The following is a 26,137-nucleotide window of genomic DNA, read 5'->3' on the forward strand; positions in this document are numbered from 1 at the left end:
AAGACGGCCATGCGCTTGCGGCACATCGAGGTTTTCAACGCCGTCATGCAGACCGGCAGCGTGAGTGCCGCCGCGCGGCTCATCAACGTGACGCAACCGGCGGTGAGCCGCACCCTGCAGCACGCCGAGTTGCAACTGGGCTTTGCGCTGTTCCAGCGCGCGCGCGGGCGTCTCACACCGACCAATGAAGCGCTGGCGCTGTTTCCGCACATCGAAAAACTGTTCGAGCAACTCGACGAGGTGCAGCGGCTTGCCGCCAATCTGCGCCACGGCCAGGTCAATGACCGGCTCAACGTGCTCACGGTGTTTGCGCTGAGCCGCGAAGTGCTGCCACGCGCGGTGGCCGGATTCCGCCAGAAATATCCCGAGGTGCAGGTCAACGTGCAGGCGCTGCACACGCCGCAGGTGGTCACGGCGCTGCTGCTTCAGGAAGGCGACGTGGGCTTCGTGATCAGTTCGGTGCGCCAGCCCGCGCTGGAGCATGAATCGCTGGCCGAGGTCGACATGTTCTGCGCGCTGCCCAGGGGCCTGCTTCCCGCCTCGCGCATGCGGGGCGGCGAAGCACTGGCGCTCGAAGAACTCGCGGGCCTGCCCGTTGTTGCGCTCGATGGCAAGGACCCGCTCGGTATCCGCATCCAGCAGGCTTGCCGCGATCACGGCGTCGGACTCTCGCCGGTGGTGACGGTGCAGACCTATCACGCCGCCTTGTCCATGGCCGAGTACGGCCTGGGCGTGGCCATCGTCGACGGCTGCACCGCCATGTCCGCCGATCTCGACAAGGTGCACGTGGTGCCGCTCAGGCCGCAGATCACCGTGGCGGTGAATGCGCTGCGCCTCGCGCAGCGGCCCGGCTCCGTGCTGGCGCGCGCGATGACGCAGGAAATGCGAAGGGCACTGCGCGAGACACTCGCGGGCGAGACCTCTGCGCGCGCCTCGAAAATTCAGGCCTGATTCATCATCTGCCTGAGCAGTTCCGTCGCTGATCCAAACGCGAGCGTCAGCCCCAACGCGCCGTGGCCCGTCTGCATCCAGAGATTGCGTGGCCCGCCGGGCTGTCTGCCGGTGATCGGCAGCCCCGTGGGCGTGGCGGGGCGCATGCCGGTCCAGGGTCGCAGGTCGCCGTGCTGCGGCAATTGCGGGAACACCTCGCGTGTCGAATCCGCGAGACTGGTGATGCGCCCGGGCTCGATGCCCGTGTCGCGTCCCACGATCTCGACCATGCCCGCGACCCGCACGCGCGCCCCCAGCCGCGCAAAGACCACCTTGCGCGCGGTGTCGGTCACGCTGATGTCGGGCGCGGCATGCGGCGAGGCCCGCAGCGCCTGCGCCGCATCGACGGTGATGCTGTAGCCCTTGAGCGGATATACCGGAATGTGCACGCCCAACCTGCGCGCCTGCTCCGCGCTTTCCCAGCCGGTGGCGAGCACGAAATCGTCGGCGTGGATCTGGTCTCCCGCAGAGGTGCGCAGCGACTGGATGGCCCCGCCGCGCACGTCATAGGTCAACACCTGGGCGCCGTAATGCAGCGCGGCACCGCGCTTGCCGAGCAGAGCGGAAAGCTGCTCGCACAGCATGCGGCAATCGGCCGCGCTTTCGCTGGGCGTGTAGACCGCTCCGGCGATGCGTGTCGAATAGGCGGCCAGCGCCGGCTCCAGCCGCGCGACCTCGGCTGCATTGACGATGCGTTGCGTGGCACCGCCCAGGGTGGCCTGCAACCGCACCTGCCGCGCTGCATCGTCGAGTCCTTGCTGCGTGGCGTAGAGCACCAGCTTGCCGGGTGTGTGGTGATCGCAGTGCAGCGCCTCGCGTTGCAGCGCGGCCTCGAAGGCAACGCGGCTCTGTGCCGCCAGCGTGAGCAGCTTGCGCGTGCTGTTCTGCGAGGTCTGGCGATTGCATGCGCCCAGAAACCTCAACCCCCAGGACCACTGCTGCGGATCGATCTGCGGGCGAAATTGGAGCGGCGAATCTTTTTCGAGCAGCAGCTTGGGCAACATCTTCCAGATGCCTGGATCTGCCAGCGGCTGCACGTATGAATAGCTCAGTTGCGCGCCGTTGCCGCCGCTGGCGCCGGCTGCGGGTTGCGTGGCGCGTTCGATCACGGTGACGCGATGCCCCGCCTGCTGAAGCGCGTAGGCCGTGGCGAGGCCGGTGATGCCTGCGCCGACGATGCAGACGTGCCTTGATTGCTCATTTTTCATTGCGACGGACACTGTAGTGCGGTGCCGTAGCTGCGTCGCATGGTGTTTTGCGTATAGGGTATGCCCTGATGTTATAGGTCCTATCGTTTACCCTTGTGTTGGTCGCGCTACCAGTCCGTGCAATGCCCGTTCAAGCCTCGCAGCCCGCCTTGCCTCGGTGATAACCCTTGGAGTCATAACCCTGCGGCATGGATGGTTCTGCATTTTGCATCGCACAGGTGGCACGGCAGTCCATAAACTGGCCGGTCGTTTCAACATCCACCTCGGGAGTCCGCATGAAATTTAGAACCACACTGCTCTGCGCGTCGCTGGGCCTTGCATGCCTGGCCACGGCGCATGCCGACACCTTATCCAAGGTGCGCGAAAATGGCTACATCACGCTGGCCTATCGCGAGTCGTCCGTGCCGTTCAGCTATCTCGACGCAGGCAAGCGCGTCGGCATGACCGTGGAGATGTCCGAGGCGATTGCCGAAGCCGTGAAAAAGGCCGTAGGCAAGCCGAATCTCGAAGTGAAGTGGCAGGCAGTCACCTCGCAGAACCGCATTCCGCTGCTCTCCAACGGCACCATCGATCTGGAGTGCGGCTCCACCACCAACAACTCGACGCGCGGCAAGGAAGTGGACTTCGCGATCAACCACTTCTACACCGGCACGCGCCTGCTCGTGAAGAAAAGCTCGGGCGTGAAGAACTACGCCGACCTCAAGGGCAAGACCGTCGCCATCACCTCGGGCACCACGAATCTGCAGGTGATGCGCAAGTACAGCGCCGACAAGGGCCTCGATCTCAACATCATCATGCCCAAGGACCACGCCGATGGCTTCCTGCAGGTGCAGCAGGATCGCGCCGTGGCGTTCGGCATGGACGACGTGCTGCTGTTCGGCCTGATGGCGAACGCCAAGAACCCGGGCGACTACGAGGTCGTTGCCGACGCGCTGCAAGTCGAGCCCTATGCCTGCATGGTGCGCAAGAACGATCCCGAGTTCAAGAAGCTCGTGGATGGCGTGATCGGCGGAATGATGAAGTCGGGCGCGTTCACCAAGCTCTACGACAAGTGGTTCCTGCAACCGATTCCACCGACGAACACACCGCTGAACATGACGATGAGCGACGAGCTCAAGAAGAATCTGGCGGAGTTGAGCGACAAGCCGGCGAACTGAGTGACTCTTTCTTTTCCTCCCGGTTGACGCCGGGAGGAGGGCAGCCAAGCCCGCCTTGCCGCGCCCCACGGGTGCGCCAAGGCGGGTTTTGGTTTTACCCTGTACGGGTCTTCCCGAGGTTGGCCGCTGACCCTTTGGCATATGGCGTGATTTGCGAACTTGTTGGCACATCCGGTAGCTAGTCGCGCCACAAAATCACGAATTGTATATTTATTAACATATATTCACATTCGATGATATTTGCCAGCACGCGCTGTCATCGAAGGGACGGATTTCACCATGCAACGCCGCCAATTTGTTTCTCTCGCATCGGGCGTGGCCGCACTGTCGGCCGCTCCGGCTTTCATTAAAACCGCCGCTGCGCAGGACGTTCCGGGGCTGAGCGCCAAGTCGGTGACGATCGGTTGCTCGGCGGCTGTCACCGGTCCGCTGGCGGGATTCGGCAGCGACATTCAGCAGGGCGCCGGAGCCGCGTTTGCGCAACTGAATGCGCAGGGCGGTGTGCATGGCCGGGGTGTCCAATTGCAGCTCCTGGACGACGCCTATGTGCCGGATCGCACCGTGGACAACGTCAAGAAGATGCTCGGTAACGGTTCGGTGCTCGGCCTGTTGTCGTGCGTGGGCACGCCCAACAATACCGCCATCCTGCCGTTGATCGAAGATGCGGGACTGCCGTATGTCGCACCGATCACCGGCGCGTCGTCGCTGCGCAAGGGTTCGCGCAACGTGTTCCACGTGCGCGCGAGCTACACGGACGAGACGCAGCGTCTGGTCAAGCGACTGACGGGCATGGGCCTCAAGAGCATCGGCGTGATCTACCAGGACAACGGCTATGGCCGCGAAGTCAATGCCGATGCGCAGAAGGCGCTGGCCAGTGACAAGATGGAACCGGCCATGGAGGCGGCCATCGCCACCGACGGCTCCAACCTCGACGCCGTGCTCAAGCAGGTGGCCAACGCCCGACCTGCCGCGCTGCTGCTGGCGACGGCCGGCGCGGTGTCGATTGAGCTGGTCAGGGGCCTGAGGAAGCGCGCGCCGGGCGTGTTGATGGCGGGCCTGTCGGTGACCATGCCGGGCAACAGTCTGGCCAAGCTGGGCGACGATGGCAGCGGCCTCGCGTTGACGATGATCGTGCCCGACCCGTACCGCCCACGCCTGCAACTGGTGCGCGACTACCAGAGCGCCATGCGCGCCAAGGGACACAACGAATTCTCGCAAGGCAGTCTCGAAGCCTACGTGAATGCGCGGGTGCTGATCGAAGGCCTTGAGCGCGCGGGCAAGGAGCCCAGCCCGGCCAAGCTGCGCTCGGCGCTCGCGAGCATCCGGCAATGGGATCTGGGCGGATTCATGGTGGACTTCGGCAGCCAGGCGCCGTATGTCGGCTCGCGCTTCATCGACCTCGGCGTGCTCGGCAACGGCGGGCGCTTTCTCGCCTGATACACGGGGCGCGCCGCACTTGAAGAAACGAGAAGGGGCCGAAAGGCCCCTTTTCGCTGCCGGGTGACGGAGGCCCGGTCAGACCTTCATCGTTCCCGTTTTCAGACACCGGTCATGCCACGACAGTGCCTCGCTCAGGATGTGGGGCGTGTGCTGTCCGCCGCTTTGCTGCGCGCGATCGAAATAGTCCTGGAGCATCGGGCGGAAGTCCGGGTGTGCGCATTGGTCGATCACGATCTGCGCGCGCTGGCGTGGTGAGAGGCCGCGCAGGTCGGCCAGTCCCTGCTCGGTGACGATGACCTGCGTGTCGTGCTCCGTGTGATCGACGTGCGAGCACATCGGCACGATGCAACTGATCCCGCCCCCCTTGGCCACCGAGGGCGTGACGAAGAACGACAGAAAACCGTTGCGCGCAAAGTCGCCCGAGCCGCCGATGCCGTTCATCATGCTCGAACCCATCACGTGCGTGGAGTTGATATTGCCGTAGATATCCGCCTCGATCATCGAGTTCATCGCCACGACGCCGAGGCGGCGCACCACTTCCGGGTGGTTGCTGATTTCCTGTGGCCGCAGCACGATGCGGTCGCGGTAGAAATCGATGTTGTCGAGAAAATCGGCGAGCGCCGAGCTACTGAGGGAAATGGCGCTTGCCGATGCCGAACGCATCTTGCCCGAGCGCAGCAAGTCGAGCATGCCGTCCTGCAACACCTCGGTGTAGCCCGTGAGGTTTTCGAACGGCGACTGCTGCAGTCCTGCAAGCACGGCATTGGCGACGTTGCCCACGCCCGACTGCAATGGCAGCAGGTCGTTGGGCAGGCGGCCCTTGCGCACCTCATGGCCGAGAAAGTCGATGATGTGTTCGGCGATGCGCGCGGACACGGCATCCGGCGCGGCAAACGTGGTGTTGCGGTCGGGGCTGTCGGTTTCCACGATGGCGATCACCTTGTCGGGATCGCAGCGCAGCGTGGTCTCGCCGATGCGGTCATTCGGCGCGCTCAGCATGATGGGCTTGCGGTGGGGCGGCAGCGCGGTTCCGTAGTAGATGTCGTGCATGCCGTCCACGGCCATGGGCAGGCGATAGTTCACTTCGAGGATGACCTTGTCGGCCAGGTCAAGCCAGGTCTTGTTGTTGCCCACCGCCATGGTGGGCACGAGCGTGCCGTCGGCATTGATCGCGGTGACCTCGATCACCGCAACGCTGAGCTTGCCCAGAAAACCGAACCACGCGTGCTGCGCAACATGCGACAGGTGCATGTCGGCAAAGTGCATTGCGCCGGAGTTGATCTTGGCGCGGCAGACCGGATCGGACTGAAACGGCAGGCGCATCTCGATGCCGTCGACCTGAGCGAGTGCGCCATCGAGTTCGGGTGCAGTGGACGCGCCCGTCCAGATGCTGATGCGAAACGGATTGCCGGCGGCGTGTTCGGCGGAAATGCGCTGTGCGAGCGCGGCCGGTATCGCCTTGGGATAGCCGGCCCCGGTGAACCCGCTCATGCCGACGTTGGCCCCTGGGTCGATCAACGCGGCGGCCTGCTCGGCCGACATGATTTTCTGGCGCAGACCGGCGTGCAGGATGCGGGAAGAGGGGGTGGTCATGGAAGCGGACTCCGGGCTGAAAAAAACAGCAGGGGCGTGGAATGCGCCCCTGTGACATCTGAAGATCAGCCCCGGATGTTAGCAGCCGGGGAGTGAGCTACCTGGTAAAAACCCGCATCTTACGAACAACTGACAGCTCCCGGTTTCATCGGGCTTCCTTGCGATCGAGCAGGGCGTACAGAATGATCGCCCCAAAGGTCGCGGTACCGATGCCTCCGAGCGCGAACTGGCCGAATTTGAGGGTGAAGTCACCGGTGCCGAGGATCAGCGTGATGGCCGCCACGATCAGGTTCTTGTTCTGTGAGAAGTCGACCCTGTTCTCCACCCAGATCTTGGCTCCGGCAATCGCGATCAGACCAAACACGACGATGGACACGCCTCCCATCACCGGCAGCGGAATGGCCTGGATGAGCGCGCCGAATTTGGGCGAGAAACCGAGCAGCACCGCGATCAGCGCGGCGACCAGGAACACGGCGGTCGAATAGATCTTGGTCGCTGCCATCACGCCGATGTTCTCGGCATAGGTCGTCACGCCCGTGCCGCCCACGCCGCCGCTGACCATGGTCGCAATGCCGTCGCCGATGAAGGCGCGGCCCATGTAGGGGTCGAGGTTTTTGCCGGTCATGGCTGTCACGGCCTTGATGTGGCCCAGGTTCTCGGCCACCAGAATCACCACCACCGGCACGATCAGCAGCATCGCCTGCGCCTCGAACACCGGCGCATGGAAGCTCGGCATGCCGAACCAGGGCGCATTGATCACGCCCGACAGATCGAGCGGCTTGCCCATGCCGAGCCCGTTCGTGAGCACCGCGTACAGCACCGAGGCGATCAGCAGGCCGATCAGGATCAGGAGGCGCTGCATCATGCCGCGCGTGAGCACCGCCACCAGCCCCACGCAAACGAAGGTGAGCGCCTGCATCCAGCTCTCGAAGTTGTTCGACGCCATGTTCTTGACCGGAATTCCCGCGAGATTCAGCCCGATCACCGCCACGATGGCGCCGGTCACCACCGGCGGCATGAAGCGCTCGATCCAGCGGGTGCCGACGCACTGAACGATCACTCCGACGAGCGTATACACCGCCCCGCAGGCAATGATGCCGCCCAGGGCCACACCGATGTTGGCATTCGGCCCCTTGCCGGAATAGGCCGTCGCGGCGATCACCACGCCGATGAATGCGAAGCTCGAACCCAGATAGCTCGGCACCCGCCCGCCCGTGATCAGGAAGAAGATCAGCGTGCCGATGCCGCTCATGAACACCGCCATGTTCGGATCGAACCCCATGAGAATCGGCGCGAGTACCGTCGAGCCGAACATCGCGATCACATGCTGAATGCCCATCAGTCCGGTCTGCGGCCACGGCAGCCGCTCATCCGGCCCGATCACGCCACCCGATTGCAGAACCTGTGGAGACCTTTCGGTCCAGTTGAAGAAACCCATCGCACGCTCCCGCTACCGTTTTTGACAAAGTGAGGCGATGGTAGGGCATAACGCCGCGAGGCAAACGCGCGCGATAGGGAAAATTTCAGGCGCCGCGCAGGCCCTCAGCGCTGCTGCTGCTCAAGCGCCCTCGCGATCCGGTCGCGCTTCACCGTGGTCTTCGGCACCTTGAACGGAAACCACATGCGCACGTCGTCTTCCACGCCGATGCCGTGCATGAAGTTGTAGATCGCTTTCTTCAGGCAGGCTCCGAGCGCGTCGTGATCGACGCCGGTCGGATCGACGAAACCCACGTCGTTGCGCGCGAAGCGGGTGGCTGGCAGTGGCAGCAGTTCGACGCCGTATTCCGCCGGATTCATGCCGACGGGCGAGTGCACGGTGCAGACGAAGCGGTGGAAAAAGCCGCTCTGGATGCAGCCGTTTTCAAAGAGCTGGCGCACGTACTCGAGCGCATCGACCGTGTCCTGCACGGTCTGCGTCGGAAAGCCGTACATCAGGTAGGCGTGCACCAGAATGCCCGCGTCGCTGAAGGCCTTGGTGACGCGCGCGACCTGATCGACCGAGACGCCTTTTTTCATCAGCTCGAGCAACCGGTCGGATGCGACCTCCAGCCCACCCGAGATCGCGATGCAGCCGCTGTCGGCGAGCAGGTTCGCAAGGTCGGGCGTGAAGGTTTTCTCGAAGCGCACATTGCCCCACCACGAGATGTCGGTGTTGCGCTCGATGAGTTCGTGCGCCAGCGCCTTGAGCGCCTTGGGCGGCGCGGCCTCGTCGACGAAGTGAAAGCCGGTCTGGCCGGTTTCGCCGACGATGGCGTCGATGCGGTCGGCCAGCACGCTGGCGCTTGCGCCTTCGTAGCGGCCGATGTAGTCGAGCCCCACGTCGCAGAAACTGCATTTCTTCCAGTAGCAACCGTGCGCAACCGTGAGCTTGTTCCAGCGGCCATCGCTCCACAGGCGGTGCATGGGGTTGAGCATGTCGAGCAGCGACAGGTATTTGTCGAGCGGCAAGCCGTCCCAGGTCGGCGTGCCGATTTCGGCGAACGCGATGTCGGCCTCCATCATGTTGACGTAGCGGACTTCCGCGCTCGCCGCGTCGCGCATGAAGGTGCGCACCAGCCGCGATGCGCCGCGCTCGCCGCGCAGATGTTCGAGCAGCGCGAGCAGCGGGCGCTCGCCCGCATCGAGCGTGACGAAATCGAAGTAGTCGAACACGCGCGGCTCGGCGAGTTCGCGCAGTTCGGTGTTCACGAAACCGCCGCCGAGCACGGTCGTGATGTGCGGATGCCGGGCCTTGATGGTTTGCGCGATGCGAAAGGCCGCATAGACCGAACCGGGAAACGGCACGGACAGCAGCACCACGTCGGGCCGGTGCGTTTGCACGGCGTCGAGCGTGAGCTGCGTGAGCGATTCATCGACCAGCGAAGGCGCAGCGGCCAGCGCCCCGGCCAGCGGGTCAAAGCTCGGCTGGCTTGCCGCGAGCGATTCGGCATAGCGCACGAATTCGAAGCGCTCGTCCACGGCGTCGCGCAACACGTCGGCGAGATCGTTGAGATACAGCGTCGCGAGATGCTTGGCACGATCCGTGAGGCCCAGCGCGCCGAACGCCCAACCGAGCGGATCGCCGCCCTCATCGTCGACATACACGTCGAGCGACGCAAAGCGCGGCCCCTCGGGAAGATAGGTGCGGCCGACGATGCGGTGCGCAAGCGTGGTGTCGCGCCCCTGGAGAAATGCAATCACCGGCGCGATGGTCGCGAGGTAGCGGTCACCATGCTGCGCGAAGAACTGCACGGCGGGGCTTTGCAGCGCGGGCGGCATCTGCGCGATGCGCTCGGCCACCTGTTGCAGTCCCGCTCTGGACAACAGCCGCAGCACCAGCGCCAGCGCCAGATCCTCCTGCACCGCGTCGATTCCGCGCGAGCGCAGGAATCCGGTGAGATAGGCGGTGGACGGGTAGGGCGTGTTCAACTGCGTCATCGGCGGGATGATCGACAGCACACGCTGGGTGGTGGCGGGCATGTGGGCGTTGTCTTCGGATCGTGGAAATCGCAGGGCGGGAGACCGGAATTATCCCCGTTCGGCCCCCGGCGCGCCCTGCAAGGGACTTGCCACGCGGCTCAGTCAGACGCCCCAGCAACGCGAAACGGGCGAGCCCCGGAGGACTCGCCCGCTGATTCATGCAGCTCCTTGAGGCGGAGTGAACCCGCCCTGGAGCTTCGGGGTCGGGTTTACTGCACCGAGACGCCTTGCGAGAGCAGATGTCCGTGCTGGTTGGCGGCGACGGCCTGAGCCTTCACGTCGGCGCGGTCCAGCAGCGATGCGGACTTGATGCTGTTGACGGGTGCGTAGGCATCACCGTGGGCCAGTTGCAGCTTGCCACCCTGGCGAGCCTGCACGAATTCGCTGCCGACCTGCTGGCGCGACAGGCTGCTTTGAGCGCTGGCGATTTCGGCGGCAAAGCCGGCTTCTGCGCTTTGCACTTGGGCTTGGGCGGCGACTGCGCCGAGGCTCATCAGGGCAACTACGGCGGCGGAGCGGATAAGGTTCTTCATGATGTTCATTCCTTTTCTTTGCGATTCAACCTGATGGGTTTTGCTTGGAACTTCGGGGTCCAGGTTGGTGACTCCCTTGTTCGTTCAATGTCTCGCTCGTTGGTGTGTCGAGTCGATGTATGAACTTTATTGGAATCAAGAATCGAAAAAAACTACCTATTTGACAACTGATCGTTTCGGATACCAAAACAATCCGCGGGAACTTTCGCGCACGGCCGATCCGGCGGCCCCTATCGCTGCGTGAAATGCCGGTGGGCGCGCGAGCCGCTTGCCAGGGAAGCGCCGCCGCCCATCGCGAACAGACCGCGCCCGGTGAGCTGTTGCACGATGGCGGCCTTCACGGGCGGCAGAATGTCGGCGCCCTTGAGAACGCATTGGCGCAGCAGGCGTGGCAACGGCCCTGCATGGGTGAACAGGCGCACGACGCTGTTCGTGCCCTGATAGATGGGCCAGGCGTGGCGGTGGTGGCGGTCAGCAAACTGGCGCAGATGCGCGCCGTCGCCCAGATCGGTGCCGAGCTTGCGCGCCTGCTGCAATGCCTCGGTCAGCCCGCGCACGCTTGCCAGACCGAGGTTGTAGCCATGCGCGGTGACGGGATGCATGCCGACGGCGGCGTCGCCCACGAGCGCAAAGCGGCGCCCTGCAAAGCGCTCTGCGTAGACGGCGACCAGCGGATAGGCATGGCGCTCGCCCATGAGCTGCATTTTTCCGAGTCGCCCGTCGAATTGCGATTGCACCTGGGCCGTGAACGCCTCGGGCGACAGGCTCATCAGTTTGTGCGCTTCGGCGCTGTCTGCCGTCACCACGGCGGAGCACAGGTGGGCGCCGGTCTGCGGATCGTTCGGTAGCGGCAAAATGGCCAGCGTGCGCTCGTAGCCAAAACATTCGTGCGCGATGTCATGGTGTGGGGCTTCGTGCTGCATGCGGCAGACGATCACGGTGCGGCCAAAGTCGGTCATCCGCGCGCCCACACCGAGCTGGCGGCGCGTGGCCGAAAACCGGCTGTCGGCGGCCACGACGAGCGCAGCGCGCAATGAGGCGACCGCTTGATCGGAGCACTGGTAGTCGATGGTGGCGCAGTCCTTGGAGGACCTCACGCCCAGCACCCTCGCGCCGTCGAGAATCTGCACGTTCCGGCAGCGTGCGGCCACCGCGTAGGCGGAGCGGCGCAGCGCGTCGTTGGGCACGATCCAGCCGAGATGCTCCTCGCCACTGCCCACGGCATCGAGGCGCATGCCGGCGATGCCGTTCACCGGGCCGTCGTGCACGTGGGCCTCGCGAATGCGGCCGATTTCGTGCGCAGCCAGTTCCGACCAGGAGCCCAGCCTCCTGAGCCATTCGACGCTCGGATGGGTGAGTGCGATTTCGCGGCCGTCCACGGGCGGATTTGCGAGCGTGGCCGCAGCCTGCTGCTCCACGACGATGCTCGTGAAACCCGCCTCGGACAGCGCAATCGACAACGAGAGCCCGGCCGGACCGCCGCCGACGATCAGTACGTCACAATCTGGGGAGCCGGGCAGCGAAGGCGAGGTGGAACCGGTATCGGAGGAGGTCATGGCGGAATGTCTGAAAAGAGGACGCAAAAGCCATTTCATTGTGTGACACATGACAAATCATCCACTTGCCTTGAGTCAAGTGCGATGGACCGCGTACCGATGTTTTCCTACAGGATCCCTACCCGGCGGCGTTTAGAGTAAACGCTCTATTGCTCAAATTTTCAGCACACCTTAAGGATCAATCCATGCTCGTAGATGTATTTCGCCGCCCGGAAGCCGAAGGCAAGTTTTCCCATCTTGCCGTGCCCCACAACGAGCCCATTCCTCAGGAAGTGACGGATTGGGAATGGCACGACGAGGCGCGCGGCATCGACCTCAACGAAGATCTGGAGAGCTGGCCTGAATATGGCATCGAGAAGCCGGGCGAGCAGCTCAGCAAGAAGCGTTACGCGATCACCAGCGTGAAGAAGATGACGACGGAGTGATTGCCGGTGGGCGCGCGTTGATGGGGGCCTGCCCTAGACCGGGCTGTCCGGATTGCTCCGGTCGTCGCGCGGCACGGTGGAAAAACGCAGCGTGTGCCCGGTGAAATGCTCCACGGCGCGCGTGTTGCCGTCTGGCCGCAAGGCCAGCGCGATGCCGACGTGAAACCCCGGGGGTTGTCGCTGAGCGAGAGGCAGCGGATGCCGCGCGGCATCATCAGCCGCGACACGCTCGCCACCAGCCCCACGCCAAGGCCCGAAGCCACGAGGCTCATGATGGTCTGCACCTGCATGGCTTTCTGCGCCACGCGCGGCGCAAAGCCCGAGAACTGGCAGCGCATCATCGCCAGCGCCGCAAGGCCCGGCACCTTGTCGGCGGGATACATGATGAATGGCTCGTTCGCCGCTTCCGATAGCGCAATCGCCTCGCGCTGGGCGAGCGGGCTCTGCTCGGAGACCGCGAGCACGAAATCGTCGCGATCGAGCGGCAGGATTTCGCAGCCGTTGGGATGCAGCACCGGATAGCGCAGCAGGCCTGCGTCGAAGCGCCGCGTGATCAATCCGTCAAGGATTTCCGACGACGTGGCTTCGCTCAATTCCAGCTCGATCTTGGGATAGCGCGCGCGAAACGACGGGATCAGCTCGGGCAGCAGCGCAAACGTGGCGGAACCGATGATGCCCAGCCGCACAAGGCCACCCTCGCCGGTGCGCGCATCGTGCACGGCCTGACGGCACTGTTCCGCGTGTTGCAGCGCCTGGCGCGCATCGGCCAGCATCGCCTGTCCTGCGGGCGTGAGCACCACGCCCATGGTCGTGCGCTCGAACAGCGCGCTGCCCAGTTCTTCCTCGAGCTTGCGGATCGACACCGACAGCGGCGGCTGCGCCATGTGAAGCTGCTCGGCGGCGCGGTGAAAGTTGCCGGTCTCCGCGAGCGTGACGAATTGGCGAAGTTGGCGCAGGTTCATGCATCAATACTAAAACAGTATTGATTTTGAAAAAAGTAATATTAGACAACGCGTGGCGTGGCTCCTAGAGTAGGGCTCCCGTTGAAAAAGTCAGGGCGACGACCCCAGGGGCGCGAGAGCCCATCAAGGAGACAAGACATGCCATTCCGAAACCGCAGGTTTGCCCTGCGCACGCTCACCGCTGCCGGCCTGCTGGCCATTGGCGCCGTCGGTACGCCGCTTCTTGCCCAGACGGACAACGGTTTTCCCTCGAAGACCATCAAGTTCATCGTGCCGTTCGGCCCGGGCAGTGGCACGGACACCTCGGCGCGTTACTTTGCGCGCAAGCTCCAGGATCTCACCGGTCAATCGGTGGTCGTCGAAAACAAGCCCGGCGCGAACGGCTTCATCGCCGTCAAGCAGGTACTTTCCGCGCCTGCTGACGGCTATACGGTCTTCATCGGCTCGAACTCCACGCTCGCGGTGAATGTGGCGTTGTTCAAGCAATTGCCTTACGACCCGGTGGCCGATTTCTCGCCGCTCACCATGATGATGCGCTCGCCCGCCATGCTGGCGGTCACGCCGGACGCCCCGTATCAGGACCTGAAGGGCCTGCTGGCCTATGCCAAGGCCCATCCGGGCAAGGTGAACTTTGGTGCCGGTTCGGCGGGCTACCAGCTCATGGGCGAACTGCTCAACGACGCGGCCAGGGTGCAGACGGTGCACGTGCCGTTCAAGGGCGCGGGCGAAACCATGACGGCCGTGGCCGGCGGCACGGTGGATTTCGCGTTCGCCGAGGTGACCGCTGTTCAGGAACTCGCCAAGGGTGGCCGCGTGAAGGTGTTCGGCGTGGCGAGCGACAAGCGTGTGGGCACGTCGCCCGACGTGCCCACGATTGCCGAGGCGGGCCTGCCGGGCTTTGAAGCCTACACCTGGGTCGGCGCCATGGTGAACCACAAGACGCCCGCCGCCCAGACGCAGAAGCTCGCCGACCTGTTCACGCAGATCTCCAAGATGGACGAGACGCGCGCGTTCTACGAAAAGATCGGCGCCACCCCGATGACCGGCGGCCCGCAGCAGATGCGCGAATTCCAGAAAAAGGAAATCGAACTCTGGAAGCGCATCGTGGTGCAGTCCAAGGTCCCGCTGCAATGACCACGAACCACGGCGCTCTCCGGCACATCAAGGTGCTCGACCTCTCGCGCGTGCTGGCCGGCCCGTGGGCCGCCCAGACGCTCGGCGATCTCGGGGCCGAGATCATCAAGATCGAACGCCCGGAAACCGGCGACGACACGCGCGCCTGGGGCCCGCCATTCGTCGAGGACAAGGCGGGTCATCGCACGCGCGAATCGGCCTACTACATGTGCGCCAACCGCAACAAGCAATCGGTGGCGGTGGACTTCACGCAAGCCGAAGGCCAGGAACTCGTGCGGCGGCTCGCCGCGCAATGCGACGTGCTGGTCGAGAACTTCAAGACCGGCGGGCTGGTGCAATACGGGCTCGACTACGCGAGCCTCGCGAAGATCAATCCGCGCCTTGTGTACTGCTCGGTCACGGGCTTCGGGCAGAGCGGTCCCTATGCGCACCGCGCGGGCTACGATTTCCTGATCCAGGGCATGGGCGGCCTGATGAGCGTCAGCGGCAAGCCCGATGGCGAGCCCGGCGGTGGCCCGGTCAAGGTGGGCGTGGCACTCACCGACATTCTCACGGGGCTGTATGCGAGCACGGCGATCCTCGCCGCGCTGCAGGCCCGCGAGCACACCGGACGCGGCCAGCACATCGACCTCGCGCTGCTCGACGTGCAGGTTGCCTGCCTTGCGAATCAGGCGATGAACTACCTGTACAGCGACAAGGTGCCCGAGCGCATGGGCAACGCGCACCCGAACACCGTGCCGTATCAGGACTTCCCGACCGCGGACGGCTACATGATTCTGGCCATCGGCAATGACGGCCAGTTCGCGCGGTTTGCCCACGCGGCCGGCAAGTCGCAGTGGGCGGGCGACGAGCGCTTCAGCACGAATTCCGCACGCCTTGCCAATCGCGTGGAACTGGTCGCGATGATTCGCGAACTCACGGCCACCCGGACCACGAGGGACTGGGTCGCGCTGCTCGAACAGCATGCCGTGCCCTGCGGCCCGATCAACACGGTACGCGACGTATTCGACGACCCGCAGGTGCGCGCACGCGGCATGCGGCTTGAAATGCAGCACCGCGAAGCCGGGGCGGTGCCGATCGTGGCAAGCCCGATCCGCCTGTCCGACACGCCGGTGGACTACCGCCTCTCGCCGCCCGAACTCGGCCAGCACACCGAGGAAGTGCTCGCGCGGCATCTCGACTTGTCTTCGCAGCAGATTGCGGATCTGAAAGAAAAAGGAGTTCTGGCATGAGCACGCTCGCTTCCCTGAGCCTCACGCGCATTCCCGCCGCCGACGAGGCGCTGCGCGATGAGGTGCGCGCCTTCCTCGCCGAGGCCACCCGCAGGCTGCCCGCGCACATCCGGGCGCGCTCCTGGGGCGGCTACAGCACCGAATTCAGCCGCGAACTTGCCGGGAAAGGCTGGCTCGGCGTGACGCTGCCCAAGGAGTACGGCGGCGGCGGACGCAGCGCGTTCACACGCTATGTGCTCGTGGAGGAGTTCCTGAATTTCGGCGCGCCGGTGGGCTCGCACTGGATCGCCGACCGGCAGAGCGCGCCGCTGATCCTCAAGTACGGCACCGAAGCGCAGAAGCAGTTCTACATTCCCAGGGTCTGCAAGGGCGAGGCGTTCTTCTGCATCGGCATGAGCGAGCCCAATTCCGGTTCGGACCTCGCGAGCGTGCGCACCAAGGCAGTTCCCAACGACGAGGGTTTTGTGCTCAACGGCCAGAAGATCTGGACCACCAACGCGCACCACTGCCAGTACATGATCGCGCTGGTGCGCACCTCGGGCACGAGCGAGGACCGCCACAAGGGGCTGTCGCAGGTGATCGTCGATCTGTCGCTGCCCGGCGTGACCGTGCGGCCGATTCAGGATTTGTCGGGCGACAGCCATTTCTGCGAAGTGTTCTTCGAGAACGTGCAGCTCGGGGCCGATGCGCTCATCGGCGCGGAAGGCCAGGGCTGGGAGCAGGTCACCGCCGAGCTTGCGTTCGAGCGCAGCGGGCCGGAGCGTCTGTTCTCGTCCATCGTGCTGTTCGACCAGTGGCTCGACTACGTGCGCACGCCCAGCGGTCGCACGGCCTCGGCGCAGCAGCTTGCGGGTCGCGTGCTCACCGAGCTTGCGCCGCTGCGCGCGATGTCGGTGTCGGTGCAGGAAAAACTGGTGCGCGGCGAAAGCCCCATCGTCGACGCCGCACTGGTCAAGGAGCTGGGCACGACGCTGGAGCAGTTCATTCCCGCTGCGATTGCGGAGGATCTGTTCTCGCGCGACACGGAAGATGTGCCGGTGGAATTGCTCATGACGCTCAAGTACGTGACCGAGGCATCGCCCTCGTTCTCGCTGCGTGGCGGCACGCGCGATATCTTGCGCGGCATGATCGCGCGCGGTCTGGGTCTGCGTTGATTGGGAGGTTAGGAAATGAGCCACGATAACGATCTGTTTGCCGATGCCGCGCGCGAGGTGCTGGCCGACCAGTGCAGCCCCGAGGTGGTGCGCGCCATCGAGGCGCATGGCAACGCCGCGCCCGAAACGGCGGCGCTCTGGGAACAACTCGAAGCCACGGGTCTCGCCGATGCGATGCTCGCCGAAGAGCAGGGCGGCGCGGGCCTGGGCCTTGGCGCGGTGTTCGGCGTGCTGGAGCAATGCGGCGCGCATGCGCTGCCATTGCCTCTCGCGGACACCATGCTGGTGCGCGCCATGCTCGCGGCGTCGAGCGTGGACAAGCCCGCAGGTCGCATCGTGCTGGCCAGCGGGATGCGTGTGGACTCCGGCATCAGCGCGCCCCTGGTGCGCAATGCCCGCGTTGCGCAATCCGTGCTGCTGCAGGTGGACGGCGAATCGCGTCTGCTGGGCCTCGAAGGCGCGACATTGGGCGATCAGGCACTGGCGCTCGACGCAGCCGTGCAGTGGAGCCACGCGCAATGGCAGTCCGCTCGCGTGGTGCAGGCCGGGGCCGACGTGCGCACGGCGCAGGCCGCGGTGGTCGCCGCACAAATGGCGGGCGCGTTGAAAACCGTGTTCGATCGCACGCTGCAATATGCCAACGAACGTCAGCAGTTTGGCCGCCCCATCGGCAAGTTCCAGGCCATCCAGCACCAATTGGCCGTGATGAGCGAACATGTCTTCGCCTCGCGCATGGCCGCCCAACTGGGCTGCAGCGGCGCGGGCATCGTGCCCGACCGGCTGCGTGTGGCGACAGGCAAGGCGCGCTGCAGCCAGGCGGCGCTTGCGGTGTCGGAGACGGCGCACGCAATCCATGGTGCCATCGGTTTCACGGAAGAATACGACCTGCAACTGTTCACGCGTCGGCTCCATGCGTGGCGGCAGACCGCTGGCAGCGAAGCCTATTGGCACAACGTCGCGGGCGCGGCGCTGCTCGATGCGCAAGGGCTCACGCTCGATGTCATCCGGCGGATCACGGATGTGGAAACGGCTTGAGTGCCATGTCTTTCACCCTCGCCCCCAACGGGAGAGTGCGCAATACCGGATGGCGCGTGTGTAGACGATACCCACAATGAATTTTTCAAGGAGACACTTCCATGGCATTCCTGAATCTTGAACGCGACGGTGCGATTCTTACCGTCACCATGAACCAGCCCGAGACGCGCAATGCGCTCACCGGCAACACCGCGGTTGACGAGTTCGTGCAGCTCTGCGACGACGTGCGCAAGGATGCGAGCGTGAAGGTGATCATCCTGACCGGCGCGGGTCCGATCTTCAGCTCGGGCGGCAACGTCAAGGACATGAAGCGCTTTTTCGACGACGCGCTCACGCCCGACCTGATCCGTGAGGAATATCGCCAGGGCATCCAGCGCATTCCGAATGCGCTGTACCAGCTCGACGTGCCGGTGATCTGCGCGGTCAACGGTCCGGCCATCGGCGCGGGGCTTGACCTGACCTGCATGTGCGACATCCGCATCGCCGCCGACAACGCCACGTTTGCCGAGAGCTTTGTGCGCGTGGGCATCGTGCCGGGCGACGGCGGCGCGTGGCTGCTGCCGCGCGCCGTGGGTTATGCCAAGGCGTCCGAAATGGCGTTCACCGGCGAGGCCATCAGCGCGGCGCAAGCGCTGGCCTGCGGGCTGGTCTCGCGCGTGGTGCCAGCGGACCAGTTGCTCGCCGAAGCCCGCGCGCTCGCCGCGAAAATTGCCGCCAACCCCGGTGCGGTGATGCGCATGACCAAGCGCCTGCTGCGCGAAGGTCAGCTGGCATCGCTGGCGTCGCTGCTCGAGATGTCGGCGGGCTTTCAGGCCGTGGCGCACAAGACCGCCGATCACCGCGAAGCCGTCACGGCCTTTATCGAGAAGCGCGCGCCGAAATTTCAGTAGGGATCAGGCGACGGCGCTTAAAAGATGAGCAGTCGCGCATTGTCCAGTGGGGCAATTCGCGAAGACGTGTCCGAACGCTTCATAATGCAGGCATGACCGATCGTCCAAAACGTTTCTCGATGATCCGCGAGTTTCACCTCGCGGACTGGTTCACGCTGGGCAATGCCGTCTGTGGCGTTGGGGCCCTGTTTTCGGCAATGTCATTTCTCGAAACAGGTGCTGTTCAGCACATCTACTTCGCCTGCGCGCTGGTGTTCGCGGCACTGGTGTTCGACGTGCTCGATGGCCGGATCGCGCGCTGGCGACAGAAGTCCTCCGCGATGGGGCGCGAGCTGGATTCGCTTGCCGACGTGATCTCGTTCGGCGTGGCACCGGCGATCATTGCGTACGCCTGCGGCATGCAGGGGCTGTACGACCGCATCGTGCTGGCGTTTTTCGTGGCCTGTGGCGTGTCGCGTCTGGCGCGCTACAACGTCACAGCTGAAGTCCTGTCCGAGGGTTCGGGCAAGGTCAAATTCTTTGAAGGCACGCCGATCCCGACCTCGTTCGTGCTCGTGCTGGTGCTGGCGGTCGCTGCGTGGATGGGTGCGGTGCGCGATCAATTGTGGTTCGGCAAGGTCATGATCGCGGGCTTCACCGTGCATCCACTGGTGTTGATGTTTGCGCTGTCGGGCTCGTTGATGATCAGCCGCATCAAGATTCCCAAGCTCTGAGCGAACACGCCGCCCATCAAAAATGCCCGCAGACAGTCATCTGCGGGCATTTTGTTTTTCAGGGAACGCGTCGGCGCAAGCTCAGCGCGGCGAAACCGGCCAGCGCAAGCGCGAGCAATGTCCGTGCGATCTCCGAGAGCGTGGGCACACTGGCAGGGTTCGACGGTTCGGTGATCGCCGTGGGTTCGACGAGGAACACCGGATCGACGATGACGCCGTTGACGAGGCGATCCGCATCGCCGTCTGCGCCGTCGGTGAGCGAGAAGCTGCCGCTGGTGCGTGCCCCGTTGAACTGCGCCTTGGCGTCATACCAGTGCGGCGTGGCATTGCCCGCCGTCGGGCCGAACTTCCACAGCGTCGCCGCTGCGGGCGCGGGCTGAGTCCATTGCCAGGTGACGCGCGCCGCAACACTGCTTGAGCCGCCCACGAGCACAAAGCCAAAGCCCGCCTGTTGCACAAACCGGTAGCCATTCGGCAGTGGCGGCATTGAACCGGCGGATACCGGCCCACGGAATTGTCGGCAAATTGCCAGCCATTGCCGGTGACCGTGGCGCTGCCGCCATCGCCGCCTGGCAGTGTGCTGCCGGTAGAGGCAGGCAGTTGAACCGGGAAGCTGCGCTGCACCGGAGCGGCGTCGGGCGAGCCCGCCGTGCCCGCCTGCGTCGCGCGGATCGTGCAGGTGCCGACGGCAAGCAGCGTGATGCTTGCGCCGTTCGCGCCGCTGCTCTGGCAAACGCCCGGCGTGCTGCTTGCGAATTGCACCGGGTTGTTGGACGCATTGCCGGTAGCGGATACGGTGAACGGGGCGCTGCCCAGCGTGCGCGTGGGCAGGTCACCCCACTGGATCGCGGGCGTCGTGGCCCCTGCGCCCGTGCGGAACGCGGTGGGTGCGACCAGGCTGGCAACGCCATCGGCGGAAACAACGATGGCATAGGCCACAAAGGCCGTATCCGCCGCCAGACCCGAGACGCTCAGCCTGCCAGCCTCGCCCGCCGTGAGCGCGATGCCGGCGGTGCTCCACAATGCGGCCTCGCCGGTGGCGCCCTGGCCCGCCTTCACTTGCTCCCAGCTCGGCACGGGCGCATTGGCCGCGAGCACGACGGCGTGAAGCATGCCCGTTTGTGTGCCCTGCGCCGAGAAATCGGCGCCGCTTGGGGTGGTCGCGGTTTGCGCCAGCGTGACCACGGGCAGCGCGGCGATGTTCACGCTGTCGCTGCGGAATTTCTTCCATGCCGCAAAGCCCAGGTCCTTGGCCGCCTTGCCATCGCCGTAGAAGTCGGCATCGCCGCAGTCGCTGACGATGGTGGCCGCGCCGCCTTGCGCAAGCGCCGCGGGCAACGTGCCAATGCCTTCGGCCGAGCATGCAGTGCGGGGCGGTGTGAACGCGGCCACATCGGCAGCGAGTTGGCGCACGTTGAGTGCGAGCAGTCCGTTGCTGCTCACGCGCCCATCCCACGAGAACAGGCGGAAGTCACGGGGCGCGCTGCCGTTGGCTCCATTCGGTGGTCCGGCGATGATCAGGTATTCGCCATTCGCGTTCTTGCGGATCTCGCGAATGCCGCGCCCGCCCAGATCAAGGCGCACCGGTGCGCCGAAAGTCGCACTGTTCTTGCTGCCGCCGCTCGCGCCGGGCAGGGCCGCGTAGTTGGTCACCGGTATGACAAGCGCGTGCGTGCGGTTCGTCGCCTTGTCCGCCTCCACGGCCGACTGGCCCGGCGCACTCACCAGCGGCGCGCGAAAGCCCAGCCAGAGCTGCGCATCGTCCGGGCTCGTCGTGCTTCCTTCGATGGAAAAGCCCGACAGCGTATCGGTCTCCGGTGCCTTGAGCGGGTTGTTGTCGCCGCCATCGGAGCTTGCAACCAGACCCAGATAGTCCGCGCCCAGGCCATGCAGGTTTTTCTGATCCCAGTTGCGCAGGTCTTCGCGCAGCCATTGGTAGTAGCCGCTGACCTTGCCAGTGGCCGCATCGACGGCGAAAAAACGCCAGCGGTCGGGACGCGAGCGGCCGTTCTTGTTGTTGGAGTGCGATCCGGCAAAGTACATGCGGTCGCCCACGATGAAGCTCGACTCCAGATCCACCTCGCCATCGGCCTTGCAATTGGCAAGGCCGCTGAAGCCGCCGTTGCTGCAACTGGCGGTGTTCGACAGACCGAGCGAGCCATCAGGCACAAGCTGGCTCACGGGCAGGCCACCGGTCTGCGGCTGGTAGCCAAAGATCGCGTTGCCGCCCGAAAGCGCATTGCCCGATGCATCCTTGGCGGGGGCTTCGTCGTCGGCCACGAGCATCTCGCCGCTTGGCAGCATGAGAGCCGACGATCCATCGGAGCGGCCCGCGAACCAGCGTGTGCCGGGCGTGGCGGCAGTGTTGGCCGACGCGGCATAGCGAATCGTGCGTGTGATGCTGGCACGGTTCGACGCGGTCAGCGTGACGACAATGTCCGCATATCCCACCTTGGTCGGCGTGATCCGCAGCGTCGCATTGCCGTTGTCGTTTGTGATCTGGATGCCCGCATCCGCCACCACCGCCTGATCGCTGGATGTCGCGGTCACCGTGACCACGCCGTTCGCGGAATCGGTCGCGCTGAAGCGCAGGCCCTGCGTGGCGAGTGCATCGTTGATGTCGCCCACCGTGCCGGAGAGCGCGCTGTTGTCCGGCAACGAGGTCGTCGGCGGAGAGCCCACGACGAAGTCCGCTGACAGTGCACTGGCGCTGCCCCCACGCTGTTGACCGCCCGCACGCGAACCTTTTGCGCGCCACTGGGCAGACCTGTCAGCATGAGATGGGGGGTGGTGGCTACGGCGCTTTGAGTGACCGTGGTGAAGTTGTCCTGCGATACCTCGACGACATAGAACGCCACGGCGGGTCCCGACACCGGAGCCGTCCATTGAAGCGTGGCGTCGTTGCCGCTCTGGGTGGTCAGCCTGACCTGCGTGGGCGCTGTGGGAGGGCTCGCGGGCAAGATGCTTTCCGGCGCTAGGGCGAGCCCATAGAAGGCTTCGCCGACAGGCAGGGTGGCGATCACGTTGGGAGCGCCTTGCAGAATGCCTGTCGCGCCGGATGCGTCAAACCATTGGTACAGCGTGCCTGCGCCATCGCTCGCGAGCAGGAGAGCGTTGCCGTCACCCGTGGCATAGACGGCGAGACCATGCGCGCCCGCGAGCGCGACCGAGCCGCTCGGCGTCCATGTACCGCCGCTGCGTATGTATTTCTGAATCTGGTCCGCATCATTGGCGGCGGCATACAAAGTGTCCGCAGCACCGGAACCCTGGCCCAATCGCGCGAATGCAATACCGCGAAAGTTGTTTACGGGCATGTCTGATAGCTGTGTGATGCTCTGCGTGCCGCTCGTCGGCAGATTGTTGCCCACCTGACTCAGCTTGCCGCCACTGGCGACGGACACCAGAAGCTGGCCGTCGGCAATCGCCAGGCCCTGGGTGTTGCCCGGCAGCAGCGCCGCTGCGTTGCCCGCTCCCTTGAACCAGATCCCGCCGTTTGGCGTGGTGTCCCCCTTGCCGCTGGCCCAGGCGCTGGCGCAATCGTTGCTGATGGCGCTGCGTATCGCGTCCTTGTTGAAGGCGGCGGTGCCTAAACCGAGCAGATCGCCCAGACCCGCGCCGCTGGCATCCACCAACTTCACGGCGCGGTTGGCCTGGCTGGCCGTGGCCTTCTTGGGATCTGCGCTGCCCGCAATCGCCTTGTAGCCGGGAACGGCCAGGCAACGGCCATCGGGCGAACGCGTCAACAGGCCTTCCGAGGTGGTGGAGCTTGCCGCAAGCGACTGGGCGGCATCGGTCGAAGTCAGCGGAATACGCTGCACCAGGCTCCCGTCCACGCGGTATTCCGCAAGGTATACCGACTTCGCGTTGACCTCGCTGCCCACGCGATAGGCGACCACGTTGCCGCTCGCGAACGGGGCGGCCCAGGCGTTCAGCGGGAGGGCGGCGCAGGTGCCCAGCAATAGCAGCGTAGCCGCGGACGTGGCGCGGAGCGCAGAGGGGCGGGGACTTTTCACGATGGTGGAGGCTTGTTGGGCGTTTCGTTGCAAAACGATGCAATTTGCCCGCGCGTCATGACAGTATCGTGACATGGCGCGCGGCGACCCGGTTCCGCCGCCGCGGAAATCGTGATCCTGTCGCGGCGGGGGAAACGTCCTGATGCAGGTGCTCAGGCGGCGCACTGTACACTCGGCGTTTAACAAGTCTGTTGGCGGCCCTTGGGTGGTCGGTAAAGTCCGCAGGCAGGCTTACCTTCCGGTGGCTGCGTTCCCTTGGCCTGTTGGCGGGTCGCGCAGGTGCCGATATCGTGATTCCCACCACTTCAGTTCATGGCCGTTGACACGGCGGGTCAGTCCCGCACCAGTTTTGACCTCAAGAGCGCGCAATTGCCGGTGGTGGCTGTGATGCTCAAGAGCCCCGACATTTCCGTCTTTGCCGCCGATCTGGCGGCGCGTCTGGCCGACGATCCCGATTTTTTCGACAACGATCCGGTGCTCATCGACCTCACCGCCCTGCGCGAGCACGGCGACGAGATCGACTTTGGGGCGCTGATCGCCGAACTGCGCGCGCACCACACGCAGCCGGTGGCCGTGCGCGGCGGCAGCGCCGAACAAATGCAGGCGGCGCATGACGCGGGACTGACCGCTGCGCCCGATGCGCCCGCGCGCGAGAAACCCGCAAAGGCCGCCAAACCCGAGATCCGCGAAGTCATCCGCGAGGTGGAAGTGGTGCGCGAAGTGCCCGTGGAGGTTCCCGGCGACGCCGTGCTGACCATGGTGATCGACAAGCCGCTGCGCTCCGGCCAACAAGTCTATGCACGCGGCGGCGATCTGGTCGTGATGGCCATGGTCAGCTTTGGCGCCGAGGTGATTGCCGATGGCAACATCCACGTCTACGCGCCGATGCGCGGACGCGCCATCGCAGGCGCGCGTGGCAATACCGATGCGCGGATCTTCTGCACCTGTATGGAGGCGCAGCTCGTGTCGATCGCCGGGATGTACCGCGCCATCGAAACCGATCTGGCACCGGATTTGAAGGGCAAGGCCGTACAGGTTCGCCTGGAAGGCGAAAAGCTGCTTATCGAGCCGCTGTGAGAAGGCCCGAGATGTCCGTACCGCGACCACTGACCGATTCTTCTTTTGTATTTTTAAAAAACCGTAGCAAGGACTGTGCATAACATGGCCAAAATCGTCGTCGTGACCTCCGGCAAGGGTGGCGTGGGCAAGACCACCACCAGCGCCGCCTTTGCCTCCGGCCTGGCGCTCGCCGGCCACAAGACCGCCGTGATCGACTTCGACGTCGGTCTGCGCAATCTCGACCTGATCATGGGTTGCGAGCGCCGCGTCGTGTATGACCTGATCAACGTGATCCAGGGCGAGGCCAACCTCAATCAGGCGCTCATCAAGGACAAGCAGTGCGAGAACCTGTTCGTGCTTGCTGCCAGCCAGACGCGTGACAAGGACGCGCTCAACCAGGAAGGCGTTGGCAAGATTCTCAAGGATCTGGCCGACATGGATTTCGAGTACATCGTCTGCGACTCGCCCGCCGGTATCGAAAGCGGCGCGCTCATGGCCATGCACTTTGCCGACGAGGCATTGCTCGTGACCAACCCCGAGGTCTCGTCCGTGCGCGACTCCGACCGCATTCTCGGCATGCTCGGCAGCAAGACCAAGCGCGCCATCGAGGGTCTGGAGCCGGTCAAGGAACACCTGCTGATCACGCGCTACAACCCCAACCGCGTGGAAGATGGCCAGATGCTCAGCCTGGTGGACATCCAGGACATCCTGCGCATTCCGTTGATCGGCGTGATTCCCGAATCCGAAAACGTCCTCCAGGCCTCCAACCAAGGCCTGCCCGCGATTCACCTCAAGGGCACGGACGTCTCCGAGGCCTACAGGGACGTGGTCGCACGCTTTCTCGGCGAGGAAAAGCCGATGCGCTTCACCGATGCGGAGAAGCCCAGCTTCTTCAAGCGCATCTTCGGGAGGTAAGAATGATGTCCCTGCTGTCTTTCCTGCTCGGGGAGAAGAAGAAAACCGCGTCGGTCGCCAAGGAGCGCCTGCAGATCATCCTGGCGCACGAGCGCAGCGGTCGCAATGCCGGCCAGCCCGACTATCTCCCCGCGCTGCAACGCGAACTGGTGGCCGTCATCAGCAAGTACGTGTCGATCAATGCGGACGACATCAAGGTCCATCTCGAACGCCAGGAAAATCTGGAGGTTCTGGAAGTGAAGATCGAACTGCCCGAAGTCGCGACCAAGTGATCGCATCGCGCACGTGGCACTCGTGAAGTAGAAAAAAGGATGTACCGGTTTTTGCAGGTACATCCTTTTTGCTTCGTGGGCGGCGCTTAGCGCGTCTGCTCCACCTTGTCGTCGTCCACGGTCGAAATGCTCAACAGCCTTTCCGTGTAGAAACGTCCTCCGTGATAGACCAGAGGAGAGGTTTCGGCATGGTGCGTGCAGTGCTCGACCTCACCCACGAAGATCACATGATCGCCCTCGGCGTGGCGGCTGCGATTGAAGCACTCGAACGTGGCGGCCACGCCGGAAAGCAAGGGGGCGCCGCTTCGTCCCAATTGGTAGTCCACGCCTGCCCAGCGATCAATGTCGCGGCGCGCGAACTGCTCGGCGAGTGCCTGTTGCTGTGACGTCAGCACGT

22 protein-coding genes and 1 pseudogene (1 of these 23 running past the window's edge) are annotated in these 26,137 nt (G+C 64.7%); 13 read left to right on the forward strand and 10 right to left on the reverse strand.

The genetic code is table 11. The features are described from left to right. Window positions 1-9: 9 nt before the first annotated feature. On the forward strand, window positions 10-951 hold the full coding sequence (locus H9K75_RS13100) for a LysR substrate-binding domain-containing protein (RefSeq protein ID WP_187723013.1): 942 nt from the start codon (window positions 10-12) through the stop codon (window positions 949-951). Here the strand turns inward: H9K75_RS13100 and H9K75_RS13105 are convergent. Beyond that, window positions 942-2,198 carry a D-amino acid dehydrogenase gene (locus H9K75_RS13105; RefSeq protein WP_187723014.1) on the reverse strand — a complete coding sequence of 419 codons (1,257 nt, stop codon included), beginning with the start codon at window positions 2,196-2,198 and terminating at the stop codon, window positions 942-944. The genes H9K75_RS13100 and H9K75_RS13105 overlap by 10 nt on opposite strands. Window positions 2,199-2,473: 275 nt before the next feature. Here H9K75_RS13105 and H9K75_RS13110 point away from each other — a divergent pair, with 275 nt between their 5' ends. Further along, window positions 2,474-3,355 (forward strand): transporter substrate-binding domain-containing protein, encoded by an 882-nt coding sequence (locus tag H9K75_RS13110; RefSeq protein WP_187723015.1) that lies wholly within the window; start codon window positions 2,474-2,476, stop codon window positions 3,353-3,355. Between the two features lie 279 nt (window positions 3,356-3,634). Further along, window positions 3,635-4,792 (forward strand): ABC transporter substrate-binding protein, encoded by a 1,158-nt coding sequence (locus H9K75_RS13115; protein ID WP_187723016.1) that lies wholly within the window; start codon window positions 3,635-3,637, stop codon window positions 4,790-4,792. Window positions 4,793-4,870: 78 nt separating this feature from the next. Here H9K75_RS13115 and H9K75_RS13120 read toward each other — a convergent pair whose 3' ends face one another. The 5 genes from H9K75_RS13120 to ubiM all read right to left on the reverse strand — a co-directional run bounded on the left by H9K75_RS13120 (window position 4,871) and on the right by ubiM (window position 11,936). Then, window positions 4,871-6,388, reverse strand: a complete 1,518-nt coding sequence (locus H9K75_RS13120; RefSeq protein ID WP_226858167.1) for an acetyl-CoA hydrolase/transferase family protein — start codon at window positions 6,386-6,388, stop codon at window positions 4,871-4,873. A gap of 145 nt (window positions 6,389-6,533) precedes the next feature. Next, entirely contained in the window at window positions 6,534-7,826 is a 1,293-nt protein-coding gene (locus tag H9K75_RS13125) for a solute carrier family 23 protein (protein WP_187723017.1), read from the reverse strand. A gap of 104 nt (window positions 7,827-7,930) precedes the next feature. After that, on the reverse strand, window positions 7,931-9,847 hold the full coding sequence (locus H9K75_RS13130) for a B12-binding domain-containing radical SAM protein (RefSeq protein WP_187723018.1): 1,917 nt from the start codon (window positions 9,845-9,847) through the stop codon (window positions 7,931-7,933). Window positions 9,848-10,056: 209 nt separating this feature from the next. Then, window positions 10,057-10,380, reverse strand: a complete 324-nt coding sequence (locus tag H9K75_RS13135) for a DUF4148 domain-containing protein (protein WP_187723019.1) — start codon at window positions 10,378-10,380, stop codon at window positions 10,057-10,059. Between the two features lie 230 nt (window positions 10,381-10,610). Further along, window positions 10,611-11,936 (reverse strand): 5-demethoxyubiquinol-8 5-hydroxylase UbiM, encoded by a 1,326-nt coding sequence (ubiM, locus tag H9K75_RS13140; protein ID WP_187723020.1) that lies wholly within the window; start codon window positions 11,934-11,936, stop codon window positions 10,611-10,613. Between the two features lie 185 nt (window positions 11,937-12,121). Between ubiM and H9K75_RS13145 the strand changes: the two genes are divergently transcribed. Then, window positions 12,122-12,361 carry a DUF6139 family protein gene (locus H9K75_RS13145; protein ID WP_187723021.1) on the forward strand — a complete coding sequence of 80 codons (240 nt, stop codon included), beginning with the start codon at window positions 12,122-12,124 and terminating at the stop codon, window positions 12,359-12,361. A 33-nt stretch (window positions 12,362-12,394) separates the two neighbouring features. Here H9K75_RS13145 and H9K75_RS13150 read toward each other — a convergent pair. Further along, window positions 12,395-13,323: pseudogene (locus H9K75_RS13150) on the reverse strand (LysR family transcriptional regulator). 138 nt (window positions 13,324-13,461) lie between these two features. Here H9K75_RS13150 and H9K75_RS13155 point away from each other — a divergent pair. The 6 genes from H9K75_RS13155 to pssA all read left to right on the forward strand — a co-directional run bounded on the left by H9K75_RS13155 (window position 13,462) and on the right by pssA (window position 19,481). Continuing rightward, window positions 13,462-14,457: a Bug family tripartite tricarboxylate transporter substrate binding protein gene (locus H9K75_RS13155; protein WP_187723022.1), complete on the forward strand. Its 996-nt coding sequence runs from the start codon at window positions 13,462-13,464 to the stop codon at window positions 14,455-14,457. Further along, window positions 14,454-15,689 carry a CaiB/BaiF CoA transferase family protein gene (locus tag H9K75_RS13160; RefSeq protein ID WP_187723023.1) on the forward strand — a complete coding sequence of 412 codons (1,236 nt, stop codon included), beginning with the start codon at window positions 14,454-14,456 and terminating at the stop codon, window positions 15,687-15,689. Before H9K75_RS13155 ends, H9K75_RS13160 begins: the two co-directional genes overlap by 4 nt. Then, window positions 15,686-16,843, forward strand: coding sequence for an acyl-CoA dehydrogenase family protein (locus tag H9K75_RS13165; RefSeq protein WP_187723024.1), 1,158 nt, complete (start codon window positions 15,686-15,688; stop codon window positions 16,841-16,843). The genes H9K75_RS13160 and H9K75_RS13165 overlap by 4 nt, the downstream gene beginning before the upstream one ends. A gap of 15 nt (window positions 16,844-16,858) precedes the next feature. After that, window positions 16,859-17,878: an acyl-CoA dehydrogenase family protein gene (locus H9K75_RS13170; protein ID WP_187723025.1), complete on the forward strand. Its 1,020-nt coding sequence runs from the start codon at window positions 16,859-16,861 to the stop codon at window positions 17,876-17,878. Between the two features lie 101 nt (window positions 17,879-17,979). Next, the gene (locus H9K75_RS13175) at window positions 17,980-18,768 is read left to right on the forward strand and encodes a crotonase/enoyl-CoA hydratase family protein (RefSeq protein WP_187723026.1); all 789 of its coding nucleotides are present in this window, start codon (window positions 17,980-17,982) and stop codon (window positions 18,766-18,768) included. 92 nt (window positions 18,769-18,860) lie between these two features. Beyond that, complete coding sequence (gene pssA, locus H9K75_RS13180) at window positions 18,861-19,481, forward strand: CDP-diacylglycerol--serine O-phosphatidyltransferase (protein WP_226858169.1); 621 nt, start codon at window positions 18,861-18,863, stop codon at window positions 19,479-19,481. Between the two features lie 58 nt (window positions 19,482-19,539). Here pssA and H9K75_RS25530 read toward each other — a convergent pair whose 3' ends face one another. Beyond that, complete coding sequence (locus tag H9K75_RS25530) at window positions 19,540-19,968, reverse strand: IPTL-CTERM sorting domain-containing protein (RefSeq protein ID WP_226858727.1); 429 nt, start codon at window positions 19,966-19,968, stop codon at window positions 19,540-19,542. Window positions 19,969-22,027: 2,059 nt separating this feature from the next. After that, window positions 22,028-23,494 (reverse strand): fibronectin type III domain-containing protein, encoded by a 1,467-nt coding sequence (locus tag H9K75_RS13190; RefSeq protein WP_187723028.1) that lies wholly within the window; start codon window positions 23,492-23,494, stop codon window positions 22,028-22,030. A gap of 312 nt (window positions 23,495-23,806) precedes the next feature. On the opposite strand from H9K75_RS13190, the gene minC reads away from it, so the two are divergent. The 3 genes from minC (at window position 23,807) to minE (ending at window position 25,740) form a co-directional block, all read left to right on the forward strand. Beyond that, window positions 23,807-24,571 (forward strand): septum site-determining protein MinC, encoded by a 765-nt coding sequence (gene minC, locus H9K75_RS13195; RefSeq protein WP_187723029.1) that lies wholly within the window; start codon window positions 23,807-23,809, stop codon window positions 24,569-24,571. A gap of 84 nt (window positions 24,572-24,655) precedes the next feature. Beyond that, a complete protein-coding gene (gene minD, locus H9K75_RS13200; protein ID WP_187723030.1) occupies window positions 24,656-25,468 on the forward strand; it encodes a septum site-determining protein MinD in 813 nt (270 codons plus the stop codon). Between the two features lie 5 nt (window positions 25,469-25,473). Further along, the gene (gene minE / locus H9K75_RS13205; protein WP_187723031.1) at window positions 25,474-25,740 is read left to right on the forward strand and encodes a cell division topological specificity factor MinE; all 267 of its coding nucleotides are present in this window, start codon (window positions 25,474-25,476) and stop codon (window positions 25,738-25,740) included. Between the two features lie 86 nt (window positions 25,741-25,826). Here the strand turns inward: minE and H9K75_RS13210 are convergent, their stop codons facing one another. Continuing rightward, window positions 25,827-26,137, reverse strand: the 3' portion of a protein-coding gene (locus H9K75_RS13210; RefSeq protein WP_226858728.1) for a flavin reductase family protein. 175 nt of this gene lie beyond the right edge of the window; only the last 311 of its 486 coding nucleotides appear in the window; its start codon lies beyond the right edge, outside the window; its stop codon occupies window positions 25,827-25,829.

Source organism: Diaphorobacter aerolatus (assembly GCF_014489535.1).
GTDB classification, from domain to species: domain Bacteria; phylum Pseudomonadota; class Gammaproteobacteria; order Burkholderiales; family Burkholderiaceae_C; genus Diaphorobacter_A; species Diaphorobacter_A aerolatus.

Bases quoted from the DNA above. Each gene is read 5' to 3' on its own strand.
- H9K75_RS13100 (WP_187723013.1), top strand. From the start codon at position 10: ATGCGCTTGCGGCACATCGAGGTTTTCAACGCCGTCATGCAGACCGGC.
- H9K75_RS13105 (WP_187723014.1), bottom strand. From the start codon at position 2,198: ATGAAAAATGAGCAATCAAGGCACGTCTGCATCGTCGGCGCAGGCATC.
- H9K75_RS13110 (WP_187723015.1), top strand. From the start codon at position 2,474: ATGAAATTTAGAACCACACTGCTCTGCGCGTCGCTGGGCCTTGCATGC.
- H9K75_RS13115 (WP_187723016.1), top strand. From the start codon at position 3,635: ATGCAACGCCGCCAATTTGTTTCTCTCGCATCGGGCGTGGCCGCACTG.
- H9K75_RS13120 (WP_226858167.1), bottom strand. From the start codon at position 6,388: ATGACCACCCCCTCTTCCCGCATCCTGCACGCCGGTCTGCGCCAGAAA.
- H9K75_RS13125 (WP_187723017.1), bottom strand. From the start codon at position 7,826: ATGGGTTTCTTCAACTGGACCGAAAGGTCTCCACAGGTTCTGCAATCG.
- H9K75_RS13130 (WP_187723018.1), bottom strand. From the start codon at position 9,847: ATGCCCGCCACCACCCAGCGTGTGCTGTCGATCATCCCGCCGATGACG.
- H9K75_RS13135 (WP_187723019.1), bottom strand. From the start codon at position 10,380: ATGAAGAACCTTATCCGCTCCGCCGCCGTAGTTGCCCTGATGAGCCTC.
- ubiM (WP_187723020.1), bottom strand. From the start codon at position 11,936: ATGACCTCCTCCGATACCGGTTCCACCTCGCCTTCGCTGCCCGGCTCC.
- H9K75_RS13145 (WP_187723021.1), top strand. From the start codon at position 12,122: ATGCTCGTAGATGTATTTCGCCGCCCGGAAGCCGAAGGCAAGTTTTCC.
- H9K75_RS13155 (WP_187723022.1), top strand. From the start codon at position 13,462: ATGCCATTCCGAAACCGCAGGTTTGCCCTGCGCACGCTCACCGCTGCC.
- H9K75_RS13160 (WP_187723023.1), top strand. From the start codon at position 14,454: ATGACCACGAACCACGGCGCTCTCCGGCACATCAAGGTGCTCGACCTC.
- H9K75_RS13165 (WP_187723024.1), top strand. From the start codon at position 15,686: ATGAGCACGCTCGCTTCCCTGAGCCTCACGCGCATTCCCGCCGCCGAC.
- H9K75_RS13170 (WP_187723025.1), top strand. From the start codon at position 16,859: ATGAGCCACGATAACGATCTGTTTGCCGATGCCGCGCGCGAGGTGCTG.
- H9K75_RS13175 (WP_187723026.1), top strand. From the start codon at position 17,980: ATGGCATTCCTGAATCTTGAACGCGACGGTGCGATTCTTACCGTCACC.
- pssA (WP_226858169.1), top strand. From the start codon at position 18,861: ATGACCGATCGTCCAAAACGTTTCTCGATGATCCGCGAGTTTCACCTC.
- H9K75_RS25530 (WP_226858727.1), bottom strand. From the start codon at position 19,968: ATGCCGCCACTGCCGAATGGCTACCGGTTTGTGCAACAGGCGGGCTTT.
- minC (WP_187723029.1), top strand. From the start codon at position 23,807: ATGGCCGTTGACACGGCGGGTCAGTCCCGCACCAGTTTTGACCTCAAG.
- minD (WP_187723030.1), top strand. From the start codon at position 24,656: ATGGCCAAAATCGTCGTCGTGACCTCCGGCAAGGGTGGCGTGGGCAAG.
- minE (WP_187723031.1), top strand. From the start codon at position 25,474: ATGTCCCTGCTGTCTTTCCTGCTCGGGGAGAAGAAGAAAACCGCGTCG.